General features: G+C 33.1%; 15 protein-coding genes. 5 read left to right on the forward strand and 10 right to left on the reverse strand.

The features are described from left to right. Window positions 1–40: 40 nt before the first annotated feature. Complete coding sequence (locus JK634_RS08430) at window positions 41–1,039, forward strand: YeiH family protein (protein ID WP_202767208.1); 999 nt, start codon at window positions 41–43, stop codon at window positions 1,037–1,039. Window positions 1,040–1,200: 161 nt separating this feature from the next. Further along, window positions 1,201–2,013, forward strand: coding sequence for an exosporium glycoprotein BclB-related protein (locus JK634_RS08435; RefSeq protein ID WP_202767209.1), 813 nt, complete (start codon window positions 1,201–1,203; stop codon window positions 2,011–2,013). Between the two features lie 102 nt (window positions 2,014–2,115). Here JK634_RS08435 and JK634_RS08440 read toward each other — a convergent pair whose 3' ends face one another. The 3 genes from JK634_RS08440 to JK634_RS08450 form a co-directional block, all read right to left on the reverse strand. Then, window positions 2,116–3,048, reverse strand: coding sequence for a hypothetical protein (locus tag JK634_RS08440; RefSeq protein ID WP_202767210.1), 933 nt, complete (start codon window positions 3,046–3,048; stop codon window positions 2,116–2,118). A 249-nt stretch (window positions 3,049–3,297) separates the two neighbouring features. Then, window positions 3,298–3,720, reverse strand: a complete 423-nt coding sequence (locus JK634_RS08445; RefSeq protein ID WP_202767211.1) for a DUF2000 domain-containing protein — start codon at window positions 3,718–3,720, stop codon at window positions 3,298–3,300. A 39-nt stretch (window positions 3,721–3,759) separates the two neighbouring features. Continuing rightward, a complete protein-coding gene (locus JK634_RS08450) occupies window positions 3,760–4,686 on the reverse strand; it encodes a DMT family transporter (RefSeq protein ID WP_243425586.1) in 927 nt (308 codons plus the stop codon). 75 nt (window positions 4,687–4,761) lie between these two features. Here JK634_RS08450 and JK634_RS08455 point away from each other — a divergent pair, with 75 nt between their 5' ends. After that, window positions 4,762–5,649, forward strand: coding sequence for a helix-turn-helix domain-containing protein (locus tag JK634_RS08455; protein ID WP_202767212.1), 888 nt, complete (start codon window positions 4,762–4,764; stop codon window positions 5,647–5,649). A gap of 21 nt (window positions 5,650–5,670) precedes the next feature. Here the strand turns inward: JK634_RS08455 and JK634_RS08460 are convergent, their stop codons facing one another. Together JK634_RS08460 and JK634_RS08465 are read right to left on the reverse strand one after the other, a co-directional pair. Next, window positions 5,671–5,835: a hypothetical protein gene (locus JK634_RS08460; RefSeq protein WP_202767213.1), complete on the reverse strand. Its 165-nt coding sequence runs from the start codon at window positions 5,833–5,835 to the stop codon at window positions 5,671–5,673. Next, a complete protein-coding gene (locus JK634_RS08465; RefSeq protein ID WP_202767214.1) occupies window positions 5,813–6,574 on the reverse strand; it encodes an EFR1 family ferrodoxin in 762 nt (253 codons plus the stop codon). Before JK634_RS08465 ends, JK634_RS08460 begins: the two co-directional genes overlap by 23 nt. Before the next feature lie 205 nt (window positions 6,575–6,779). On the opposite strand from JK634_RS08465, the gene JK634_RS08470 reads away from it, so the two are divergent. Further along, complete coding sequence (locus tag JK634_RS08470) at window positions 6,780–7,361, forward strand: TetR/AcrR family transcriptional regulator (protein WP_243425587.1); 582 nt, start codon at window positions 6,780–6,782, stop codon at window positions 7,359–7,361. Between the two features lie 100 nt (window positions 7,362–7,461). Here JK634_RS08470 and JK634_RS08475 read toward each other — a convergent pair whose 3' ends face one another. The 3 genes from JK634_RS08475 to JK634_RS08485 all read right to left on the reverse strand — a co-directional run bounded on the left by JK634_RS08475 (window position 7,462) and on the right by JK634_RS08485 (window position 10,284). Next, window positions 7,462–8,292, reverse strand: a complete 831-nt coding sequence (locus JK634_RS08475; RefSeq protein ID WP_202767216.1) for a class I SAM-dependent methyltransferase — start codon at window positions 8,290–8,292, stop codon at window positions 7,462–7,464. Window positions 8,293–8,326: 34 nt separating this feature from the next. Beyond that, window positions 8,327–9,205 carry a carbon-nitrogen hydrolase family protein gene (locus JK634_RS08480; RefSeq protein ID WP_202767217.1) on the reverse strand — a complete coding sequence of 293 codons (879 nt, stop codon included), beginning with the start codon at window positions 9,203–9,205 and terminating at the stop codon, window positions 8,327–8,329. A 191-nt stretch (window positions 9,206–9,396) separates the two neighbouring features. After that, window positions 9,397–10,284 (reverse strand): ketopantoate reductase family protein, encoded by an 888-nt coding sequence (locus JK634_RS08485; protein WP_202767218.1) that lies wholly within the window; start codon window positions 10,282–10,284, stop codon window positions 9,397–9,399. A 157-nt stretch (window positions 10,285–10,441) separates the two neighbouring features. Between JK634_RS08485 and JK634_RS08490 the strand changes: the two genes are divergently transcribed. Next, a complete protein-coding gene (locus JK634_RS08490; protein WP_202767219.1) occupies window positions 10,442–11,029 on the forward strand; it encodes a TetR/AcrR family transcriptional regulator in 588 nt (195 codons plus the stop codon). Between the two features lie 153 nt (window positions 11,030–11,182). Here the strand turns inward: JK634_RS08490 and JK634_RS08495 are convergent, their stop codons facing one another. Together JK634_RS08495 and JK634_RS08500 are read right to left on the reverse strand one after the other, a co-directional pair. Next, complete coding sequence (locus JK634_RS08495) at window positions 11,183–12,013, reverse strand: SDR family oxidoreductase (protein WP_202767220.1); 831 nt, start codon at window positions 12,011–12,013, stop codon at window positions 11,183–11,185. A 25-nt stretch (window positions 12,014–12,038) separates the two neighbouring features. Then, a complete protein-coding gene (locus tag JK634_RS08500; protein WP_202767221.1) occupies window positions 12,039–12,806 on the reverse strand; it encodes an EFR1 family ferrodoxin in 768 nt (255 codons plus the stop codon). Between the last annotated feature and the right edge of the window lie 167 nt (window positions 12,807–12,973).

Here is a 12,973-nt window from a genome sequence, read left to right on the forward strand (position 1 = left end):
TATACTTTTTGAAGTAGAAATTAATAAAAGGAGAACAATTATGATTTTTATAAAAAAGAACTATCAGGGTTTATTACTTTCATTTTTAATCGGTATAACAGCTTGGTTTCTTGGACAGAAACTTCCAATCATAGGAGGTCCAGTATTTGGTATATTATTAGGTTTGATAATTGCACTTATTCCTCGAAATAATTCTTTTGATGCTGGAATTAAATTTGTATCAAAGAAAATACTGCAATACGCCATCGTTTTACTTGGCTTTGGAATGAATCTCTTCCAAATATTCAAGGTAGGAAGTGAGTCATTATTAATTATCATTTCAACAATTGCAACTTCACTAATTGTTTCATATCTAGTAAGTAAATTAATGAAAATTCCTTCAAATATATCAATATTAGTTGGTGTGGGGTCTTCAATTTGCGGAGGATCAGCAATTGCTGCCACTGCACCAGTAATAGATGCGCATGATGAGGATATTGCGAAATCAATCTCTGTTATTTTCTTATTTAATGTAATTGCTGCATTTTTGTTTCCAATCTTGGGGAATCTATTAGGGTTTAATGATAAAGGTTTTGGAATGTGGGCAGGAACTGCTATAAATGATACATCGTCAGTGGTTGCTGCTAGTCAAACATGGGCAAGCTCTCATGGAAATGATATAGCTCTAAATTATGCTACAATTGTTAAACTTACAAGAACTATTGCTATAATTCCAATTACGTTGGTACTAGCTTTATATCGTACTAAAAAACATTCATCAACTACACTTAGCTTATCAAAAATATTTCCATGGTTCATTTTATTCTTCTTATTAGCTGCTATTATAAGCACATCATTTAACATGAATGCAAGTGTTACAAAGCCACTAACTGAAACAGGAAAATTCTTTATTACAATGGCTATGGGTGCAATTGGTTTAAATACTCATATTGTAAAACTTATTAAAACTGGTGGAAAGCCAATTATTATGGGATTTTGTTGCTGGGTAAGTATTTCATTAGTAAGTCTTCTTATACAGCACATTTTACATATCTGGTAATATGCAAATATTTAAGTTTATATTATATTGATTATCGTATTTTGTCTCTGCTCTAAGAAATTTTTATGAGATTTCTATCATATAAAAGAGGCATTATAAAACTTATTTCATATATTATTGTATAGATAATAGTCATAAATAAAACTATGGAGTTGAATTTTATGTCATATAATATAAATTTTGATACTCCTAAGTCTGGTACTTCAAGGGTTGTTCAAGTTGAAGGTGCTATTCCCCCAGGCAATCGGGGATATTTTTCAATTGATTTCAATGTTACCAATAGTGCTTCCCCATCTAGAAATCGGTCATTTTATAGAACATTAAGCTATGATAATTCTACTGGTAACACAACTCAAGTAATTAATACTTCCTGTACTGTGTTAATTGTACCAAAACTTTTAGGCTCAGATACTGTCAATGTAAATAGAGCTTTCTCACTTCAATGCACAAAAACTAGTGTAACTATACAGTATTCATCAGGAACTCCTGTTACATTGACCAGTATTGCTGGTGGATTGGTTGGACTTCCAGGATTAATTGGTTTTGGAAGCTCGGTTCAAGGACAAACTAATCTTGGATCAACTATAGATCTCAATAGTTATCCCCCTTCAGTACTCTCATATGTTTTTACAGTTCTATGTTCTGGAACTATAAACACTATAGATAGTCACTTTAGTACTAGTTTAGCTTTAAGTTTATTACTAACTGAAGTACAAGTTTCTTCAGTACTTTATGCATCTACTTCTTCAAGTAATATATTTTCATTTGTACCTGGCTCACAAGTAGATTTAATCCCAAAGCTTACAGGAGTATTAGATATAGGGACAAACATTAGCAAAACAAATAGCGTTTCAATTCCTGTTACACCTGGTACTAGACTATTAATGGTATATTTTATAACTGTTACTGGTGTAGCACTTATTAATTCTATCTCAGGATATGCAAATGCTAATGTTTCAATTCAATCCGTTTAGCTAAATGGGTATTCTTTATATTAAAAGGGACTGTTACCAAATGTAATGGCCCCTTTTATTTAGGATATTATAGGACATTCACTGTAATATCCTTCATTAAAATCAAATATCAAATTGCTCAAAGTTCTTTAACTGCAAAAGTTTTTCAATTGCTTTAGATGCTTTCCACCAATTTTCGCTAATGGCAAATTCTTTAGAATATTTTCCCCCATCATACCATTCCCATGGAATATTCCAAACACCTAATTCAGGTCTTTCATCTATTATTAAATCAAGAGCTGCCTCTACTTCCTCTTTATTTTCCTCATAAAATCTACTATTTGTAGACAAAATGAACTCTAGAGGGTTCGCCATAAAATTGTCTTTTTCATTATTTATTTTCTCTCGAACCAAAATAGCCACTTTTTCACGAAGATAAGTATAATCAAAGCACTCCTTAATATCTAAGGCTTCTAGATCTTCTAGCAACTCACAATATCCGAAAACACCCATATCGCCATAATCAGTTGTTGATTTGAGTTTTTCTATTAGCATTTTTACATAAGAAAAAGCCATTTCGTATAGCTTGGACTTATTATCACCATATCGAAGAATGAAACCACACAAACTTGCTGTGATTCCAATGCTTTGAAATGTGTTTGTTTGCGCATTATAATCCCACCAGCATCCATGAGGATAGCCATCATTTGATGGTATAGTAAAAAACCAGCCATATTCTGCTTTGTACTCAGTATTTTCAAGATAGTTGAATATTGATTGATACATAGGGTGAGTAATATCAGTAAAATTTATTTGCCTAAGCATTTTAATTACAATATATGCATTATACGGAGTAGAATTTGGATTCCAATTATCAGCATCAATTGCATTACCAAAACCACCGTCACTATTCTGGTAAAATTTTAATGCTGAAATTACTGCATCCTTACTTCCATTTTCAAAATGATATTGCCACAATGCCAAATCAAGGGGTCTTGCATTCCTATGAACCCAACTACTAATTTCTTGGTACGCTTCTTGAGATAATTTCTTCATGATACACCTCTCATATTAAATACATCTTAAATAAAATTAGCCACTGTAAATACATGGTAATTAAATTATATCAAGAACTGACTTAAATGTATTGTAAAAAATGACATGAAGTTTTTATTATATATGGACTTAAACTGAATATATAAATATATATATGTTTTACCCATCTCTTCCAATTATTTTTCCATTTTCTTTATTTTCTATTGCTAAAATGTGTTATTCCTTGTATATTACGCCACCCTTTTTTCACTATTTTATCATTTGACATTTACCTGTAAGCTTATTAATTGTTCTCCTTGATCCAATTAAAGCAATTCCAAGATATTTCATAGCTTCTGTATGAATATTACTAGTAGTAGCAAGAAATTCTTCATAATTTTTAGTTTGTTGACCTTCTACTGGAAAATCTACCACATCGCAACCTTTTTCTAATGCAGCCTTACGAATTTCTTTTAAATCTTCTGTATCTGCACAAAGCATAGGAATACCTGTGGGAATAAGTCCTGGATGTGCTTCGCCGGATGCGTCAATAAGTGACTCTCCAAGAAGTACAGGATGCCTTTTACCTGCGGTAAGAGCGATAACTGCAATTGCATTGGCAAGCAGTCCACCTGATAAAGCCTTGTCCATTATAATTGTACAGCGGGTAGGTATTTCATCTAAAACCGTCAAAAATTCATTATTTTCATTATACATTTAATCTCCTCCTTTTTAAATTGAACTCAATATAACACCTATGATTACTATAATTCCACCTGAAATTTGCTTTATTGACACAGTTTCACCCAAAATTAGCACAGAAAGTGCTAAGCCTAAAACTGGTACAAGGTTTAAAAATGATACTGAAACGCTAGCTGAAAGTTTCCTTAGTCCTAAGTTATATAGCAGGAAGGCTGCCACTGAACATCCTACACTTAAATATATTAATGAACTTATAGAAGTAAAATTTGGAAGCCTCCAGGGTGCATCTTCAATGAAGACAAATGGTACAAAGAAAACAGCACCTGAAAGCATCTGATAATAAGTTAATGTAATAGCGGAATATTTATTTGTTATTTTTCTAGTAATAAAGTTATAAAATGCCCACACTATACCAGCACAGATTAGAATCACATTTCCCCATAAGGATTTCGTACCATATAATACGTTACTATGTGTAAGAATAGTAACTCCTACAAGAGCTAGGATAATTCCAATAATCTTTCTAACAGAAGGCTTAGATCTGTAAATAAAAAATTCTAACAGTGTTGTAATAGCTGGGAAAGAAGCTACAATCAAAGCAGCATTGGAAGATGATGTCATACTAACACCAATATTTTCCGTAGTAAAATAGAGTGTAATACCTAAAAGTCCACTAACTGCAACATATTTACGATGCTCTTTGCTTATTCTTTCGTTATTTTTTGTTGCCCTTCTTATTAATCCAAAAATGACAACTGCAAAAATAGTCCTTACTTCACCTAATTGAATAGGTGCAAAAGTTCTATAAGCTAATTTTGTAGCTATAAAAGATGCACTCCATAACAGAACAGCGCTTATACTAGCTAAATAGTTGACATAAACTTCTTTTGTATATTTTTCATCTTCTTGCTTTTGAGTAAAACTCTCGTTTCGTATAACTTTTTTTAATTTCATCATTTAAATCAAGCTCCCATTCGCTAGTGACTACTAATGTAGCTACTTATACGGTGATGATATCAGTTTGAATTGAATGTGTCAAGTGATTTAGGTATAATAATAGTTACTAAAGTAGCAACTACGTTTATTGGAGGAGTTATGAAAGAAAATGTTTTGGAAACACTAAAAAACTTAAATTTTACAGAATATGAAGCTAAAGCTTATCTTGCTCTATTGGAGGAATCCCCATTAACAGGCTATGCTGTAGCCAAAAATTCTGGTGTGCCACGATCAAAGATATATGAAACTCTAGATAGTCTTACTATACGTGGAGATATCTTAATCAGCCCTGGAAGTACTCAGCAGTATATTCCAGTTCCTGCAAAAGAATTAATTAAAAATCGCCGAATTAAAGCCGAAGAAGATTTTAAACTTGCTGAAAAATCTTTAGAACAATTTAATCAATCTGCAAAGAATCGTGAGAATATCTGGAATATTACCGGACATAATGAAATATTAGATAAAGTAAAGGAATGTATACTTTCAGCAGAACATAGAATCCTAATAGAACTTTGGAATGAAGAATTTAAAGAACTTGAATCTGAACTAAGAAAAGCTGCAGATAAAGGTGTAATTGTAACTATCGTAGCTTATGGGAAAGTTGAATGTGATTTTGCCTTTGTCTATTTTCATGATATGAGTGCTGAAATTACAGATGAGTATGGTGGTCGTTGGATTGTAGTTAGTGCTGATGATTCTGAAGTTGTAGCGGGAATTGTATCTCTCGATAAAGACAGCAGAGCTGCATGGACTATGCATCAGGGATTAGTGATGCCTATTACAGAAGTAATAATTCATGACTTATATATCATGGAGATAATGGATAAACATAGAGAACTACTAGAAGATAGTTTTGGTAAAAATCTTGTTAACTTGCGCAAGAAATTTTCTATGCATCCGGATTTCAAAAAACATTATGTATAATAAAAAATAGTAGAAACCAAATTATTTTGGATCTACTATTTTTTCTATAGAATTATTGCCACCAAGGATTTCTTTTCCTCCCCTATATACTTGTAATAAAGTTTTTATAGTCTTCGATACCTCTTGTACCTTTTCTATCATTAGCATATAACCTGCTCCTACTCTATTTATAATCTGGATGAACATATCTATCCTTCGTTATTGTTTCTTTACCATTTTGAATTGCCTTTTTAGGGCATCTATTAATACATGCAAGGCAAGCAGTACAGTTATTTCCCCAAACAGGCTTATCTTTTAAGGTTATGTTATTAGTTGGACATACCTTCTCACACTTTCCGCAGTTTACACAGTTATCATCTGCATAAAACTTTTTATGTTGACTGGTAAATATAATTTCATGTAACACCAATCCAAATTTTGTAGATAGTCGTGCTTTAATATCTGAGTTTTTGTACATTATTATTGCTCTTTTTTCCTTAATATCGTGCACAAACTTACTGATTATAATTTCCGAATCAGCTAATAACTTCTTATTATATTCTTTATCTCTAATATTAAAATTTCTCAAAATAATATTCCCAGGCATGGTTATTTGAAACCAACTATCTAGTTTTGGTAACTTCTTTTTAAAAGTTAAATATGCTGCCTCAACATGATTAGCATAATTTATTACTGCATAAACATATTTATCGCTAAAATCAATCTGATTTGATAATCTTTCACAGAACTCTAAAACCATCTTTGGTGGATTTGCAGTATAACATGGAAAAACAAAACCTATTCTTTCTTCATTGTTATATATAGATAAGTCTGCATTTGAATTTAAGAGATCCGGGATAAAAATAACCTTCTCATTCTCAATATTTGAAGCAATTTTCTTTGCTATTGCTGCAGAATTACCTGTGCCGCTAAAATAAAAAATCATAAGAACTTCCTCCTAAAATTATAGATAATTAAATAATACTTTGAAACTCAACACATATTGCAAAAGCAACACGTGTCTCTTATAATAAGAATATATACTATGCTTCTATGCTTTACAATCAACAGATTAAAGGAAGTGTCGGTTATGTAACACTCCCTTTAATCTGTCCGTTAAATAAATAATTTTATTGAGAGGAACTTTATTTATGGCAACAATAAATGAAAATGATCCAAGAGTAAAAAGAACACGTGAACTGATAACCACCGCGTTTATTTCAGTTGTCTCTAAAAAAGGTTTTGAATCTATTACTGTGAAGGATATCACCACCGCTGCAACCGTAAACCGTACAACCTTCTACGCACATTTTACTGACAAATATGATCTTCTTGATACACTTGTAGCAGAAAAATTCACTGAGCTTCTATCAAATAAAATTCAAGAGGAACTGTCTATAAATGAACATTCAATACACAATTTAGTTCTTTGTCTTTGCGATTTCTTTGAAATGATAAAGGCTACCTGTGACTGCGGGTACATTTCCATACTTCCACTAATCGGTAATAAAATAACTGAAGAGCTTTATTCTATTATATATACAGCATTTAAAAATGAACCCGTATGGGCTGAACCTGAAATAATGCATATTGAGCTAATATCAACAATGATAAGCACTTCAATTTATAACGCTGTTTATAGATGGGAAATTCAAAAAATGGATATTACTAGAGAAGTGTTAGTAGAGGAAGTAATTGACTTCGTTCTTACTGGTGTAAATAAACGCATATAAAGCAACTAAAAACCCTCGATTATCTACCGAGGGTTTCTTTTAATTAATGTATCTTCTGTGACTGCCAATCAATCTCCACTAGAAATATATTGACTAAGTACTATTCTGTAAGCTTCTTAGGCTTTTTAGCTATAAACATTCCACTAGCCTTAGGTATATCGATACTGCCATCTTTTAATATTATATCTTTTAAATATTGATAAAACTCTTTTGTTCTACTCTCTGTCATTATTTCTTGTATGTTTACATGCCCTTCTAAAGACAGAACATAATCTACTAAAGGCTTTGGTTCTGTTATATGGAGAGAATCTTCGTATACTAACTTTTCAACTGATTCAAAATGTTTAGATAACTGTTCAGCTCCATTTTCTAATCCAAATTCACTTGCAACAGAAAAGGAAGAATAATCAAGTCTGGAATCAAAATCCATCACTAAATTTTTAAGTCCCTTCATGTTGTAAATACTATTTGTAGTAACATAAAAAGTTCCATCTTCTTTAAGTATCCTTGCAATCTCACTTATTGCTAAATCTCTATTTTGTACATGATAAAGCATATGGTTAGCAATTGCACAGTCGAAATAACTATTTGTGTATTTAATATTTTGTATATCCATATTGCAATACTTTATTATCTGTTCGATTTCTAAAAGATTACTCTCTGCTGTACTTAACATACCTTCAGATATGTCTGTAAGAGTCACCTTAATATCCTTTGGGATCTTGTTACTATTATTAGCCCAGGTGCTTCCATTACCACAACCAAATTCAATGACTTTATCATTTGGTTTAAACATATATTGATCAAAAACCCAATTTTCCCATCCATATTTATTTGTGCTGAAACCCCTATGCAAGGCTTGTCTAGCGTATAAATTTTTGTCTGAGTTATACTGAAACTTAACTATATCTCTGTCATTAGCTCTAGACATATAACCACCCCTTCTAACCTTTTAATTTCCTTCACTATCTTCTGTAATCCTTTCTGATGAATGGCTCTTCAATACTTTCAGAAATTAGTAGTTTGTACTTCTGGGGATGTCTGAATGCATTACCATGTACTTCACTACTTCTATACTCTCTGATTTCATCTATAGGAAAGTCAGCTATATAAATTCCCTCTCGTTCATCAGCTTCAATAATAAGAGTATCTCTTGAACTAAAATCTGAAGGCCTGTACGCAATTCCATCAAATGCAGAAGAATGGCCATTGCAGTCAGGTTTGCCTTTTGGATAATTTACTGTTGCAATACCAACCATATTTTCATATGCTCTTGCTCGCAGTTGTGAAATGCGGTTTATCTCCATAGGACAAGCGTTTGGAACTAAAATAATCTCAGCACCTTTTAGCATAAGAATTCTCGCACTTTCTGGAAATTCCCTGTCATAACAAATCATTGCTCCAATTTTCACATTACCTTGCTCAGTATCTAAGTCAGTAACATAAAAATCTTCTCCTGGCGTAAGTCTACATTCATCGCCAAAATCACAGGTATGTACCTTTGCATAGGTAAGTACTTTGTTACCAAAACGATCAAACAGGCAAAGTGTGTTTCTTGGTAATGGATCGTACTTTTCAAGAAATGTTATTCCTATCGCCATATTAAGTTTTTTTGCAAGTTCACCAAATGAATTAACAAAATCACTATTAGCAGATACAGCGTTTACTTTCAATTCATCAATATCTTCAGGGATTTCATAGCCGATGCTCCACATTTCTGGAAACAATGCAATATCTGCACCCATCTCCTTAGATTTTCTGCAATAGTTCAATCCTTTCTGCATATTGCCCTCCAAAATATCTTCTGGCATAAGCTGCAATAAAGCTACTTTCAGATTTTTCATAGTAAAAGCCCCCTTTTAAACTACTAGTTTTACCTCACTAAAAATCAATTATTTCTCTATTATAACATATCCTGTAAAAACAATATTACTTATGATATGGGTTTAGATAAATAAAAAACGCCTTAACAAATTAATATCAATGGTTAAGGCAAAAACTTCTGTTATTTATAAATTAAATATTCATTTCATTGTTAGACACGTATCTTTTCATTAAATATCTCATCTAACTGCATTATTTCTTTTTTTGCACTAACAGCATGGTTTCCTAGTAAAACATCAATGGTAAACTCACTGCTCAGCATCTTTCTATACATATTGATAATATCCTTTTCTGACATTTCTCCTAATGACTTTGTTTCTGGTGGGATTACTGGAATTCCCACTTGAGCTACCATATGTATATTTTGTCTTAATTCTGTGGCAATTTTTAGTAAAGTGTTTTCACTTCTTGCTGTCTCTATATCCATCATACCAGTATTGGTATAAAAATGTTTTATAACTATAGCTGTTGCTGTGTGGGAAATATGGAATGCTGTGATGTTTTCTTGTATTTCATAATGTAAATTTGAAGCTTCAAGTATTTTAGCAAGTTCTTTCACTCTTTCGGTAATTTGACCATTTATTTCACCAAAAATAGTTCCTTGATGCTTTTCGGAACCAAATTGTGCATACAGAATACCATCTTTCATATCACCACCTGCACCTGGGAATCCTGGAAGCAATCTGTCTCCTACAATTTCAAGCCAACGATCGTATCCCATGGTATTGGTTAAGGTGATAATAGTTTTACTATGATTATTCTTAATTGAGTTCAGTGCAGATTCAGCCTGATCATAACGTACAGGAACAAAGATGAAATCATAAATATCATCATCTTCCAATTTTTCGATTGTCTTAATAACCATACACTCTATCTTCCCGTTGTCATTATATCGTAATCCATCCTTTTTTAGTTCCTCTAACCTCTTTCCTCTCGCTAGTAGTGTAACATCCATTCCAGACTGAGCAAATCTAAGTGCATATATACTTCCAACCACCCCTGCTCCAAATATCAAAATTCTTTTTTGTTTTATATTCATATTATCATTCCTTCCTTAAAATTATTCACACGTTGTTTAAGCAACATCTGTATGATATTATATTAGTACGATACTCTTATGGCTACAACCAGCAGAATAAATGAAAAGTTGCTTAAACAACAAATTTTGATATTTGATGTTTTGGAAAGGAATATATATGGTAAATCAAGAAGATCCAAGAGTTTTACGCACACGACAATTAATAAGGGAAGCCTTCAGCATTTTATTACAGAAAAAAGGATTTGATGCAATTACTATAAAAGATATTGCGGAGAAAGCTTCCATTAACCGCGCTACCTTTTATGCACATTATGAAGATAAATATGCTTTATTAGAAGAAATTACAGAACGGGCTTTTTATGAGATGATTCCTGAAGAAGTTAAGTATGCTCAGGAATTTACGGATGAAATATGTAACAAATTGATCTTATTGACGCACAAGTACATTGTAACTTTTTATAAGATATGCGGATGGAATTCCAAATCCATCGCTACGCTTGTTGATAATAAGATCAAAAATATGCTCCAGCAAACTATAGAAGATATATTTTTGAAAGGAAATACTTTCAGTATAAAAGACAACCTAAATATAAAAATTCTTTCAGCCATGACATGCTCAGCTGTCTATAGCGCTACTTATTCTTGGTTTATGGCTGGTGAAAATAATGAAATAAATTTACTTGTAGATATTGTCCGTCCCTATGTAATGAAAGGTCTAGATTTATATCGCACTAGTAATGTATAACAATCTTATTTCTTTTTCATCAAGTATTTATAACAATACATTAGACTTAATAAAAAATTACTACAGAGAAAGTTTCCCTGTAGCAATTTTTTCTATATATAAGATACGAAGTTCTTCATTCATTAGTCATGATTAGTAGCATTTGTCACTAAATCATTTTTTAAAATAGTCCCCTTGTTCGAGATCCTCAATCAGGGTAGTATGCACTGGCCTCCAGTTCAAAAGTTCTTGAGTCTGTGCACTTGACCTTGGCATGTCAAAGGCTGCAATAGGACCTAGAAAACCGAAGTGAGCCACTGCCTCCTCTGGTGTAATACTGACTACAGGTAAGTTCAGATGGTTACCTATTACATTTGCAATATCACGGAACGGTATACCCTCATCTCCAACCCCATCCAGCTTTGAACCTGCTGGGGCAGTTTCTAATGCTAAACGGAAAAGTCGTGCCGCATCTTTACGATGTACTGCTGGCCAACGGTTGGACCCATCGCCGATATATGCAGAGAAACCTTTTTCACGAGCAATATTGATTAATCTTGGAACAAAGCCCTTGTCTCCATCCCCATGTACTGATGTTGAGAGCGACACCACTGATGCCCTTACACCACGCTTTGCAAGTGCCAAAGTGGCATTGTCTGATGCTGTACCATTTGCATGAGCTGTAGTCAAAAATGGCTTGCCAGTACCCTCAAGTACTTCCCCTATTGCCTCGATTGCTTTTAAATCTGTGGCAAGTGAACCTGCAAAATCAGAGAAATCGTGCTTAAATGCTAAATGAATAACACCATCTGCAATTGCAGCTCCACTTCGAAGGCTATCTAGATCATCAAGTGAACCTAGGTGCACTTCGGCTCCAGCTTCCTTTAATTTTAATGCACCATTGTCTGAACGTGTTAACCCAATAACTTTATGTCCAGCATTAATAAGTTCACGTACAACCTCAGAACCAATATATCCTGTTGCTCCTGTTACAAAAACACGCATATTAAAATCCTCCTTAAAAATTTATTTATAATTTTTTGTTAATCATATCAGCTAATGTTATGTCTGGGTGATGATAACGGCCACGGTTTTGTGTTTTATTCTTAATGTTTATAGCTTGTTTAGGACACCACTGAACACAAGCAACACACTGCTCGCAATGATGTAAAAATATTGGCTTACCGTCTTGCATTTTTATATTTTCTACAGGACAAACCTTACTACAAGTTGCGCAACTGTTACAAGCTTCGCTTACATTGAACGCTTTATCCCTTTTTGCCAGCCACTTTATGAAAGGCCCATGAAGTAGTATCATTGGATTGTTTTTAGAAGGTGGCTTTACAGCTAGACTTTGAATGTCTTTAATAACTTGCTTTGTGGCCTGAGCTTGTGCCTTTGCTTTAATATCGGCATTGTTTCCCATGGCGTACAAACCAACGTAATTAGAAAAACAACGAACTGTTTCACCGTAGCTCAGTTTACCATCCTTGCTATCAATAATTTTGCTAATATTTGTCAACCCTCCTGCACTCCCGCTTCCGCTTGTACAAACAGAAAAGATAAAGCTGTTTTTATTTTCTAAAAGGTCAAGTGCTTTTACAAACCTTTCGACTGCGCCAGGTAGACCACCACCATAAACAGGATACACAAAGCCAATTCGCTCATATGTACCGCTTAACTTGTGCGATTTCCCCATTGAAATTAACTCACAGTCTTCAATTGCGGCAGCAATATCCTTTGCCACTTTTAGACTGTTACCAGTACCGGAAAAATAGAAAATGATATTCTTAGACATTTTACATCCCCCTGAAGTTTTTATTGCTTTCTAATCTGGATTCGTTCCGTCTCACGACTCAATAATTGGCTTAACCTAAATATTTTCTAGCTAATTCAGGATATCAAGCGTGGCTTTTTATATCATTTGTTACTAGTTACATAATTTATTTTTTGTAACTTGTGATA

This window comes from Clostridium paridis, from assembly GCF_016765615.1.
GTDB classification, from domain to species: Bacteria; Bacillota; Clostridia; order Clostridiales; family Clostridiaceae; genus Clostridium_T; species Clostridium_T paridis.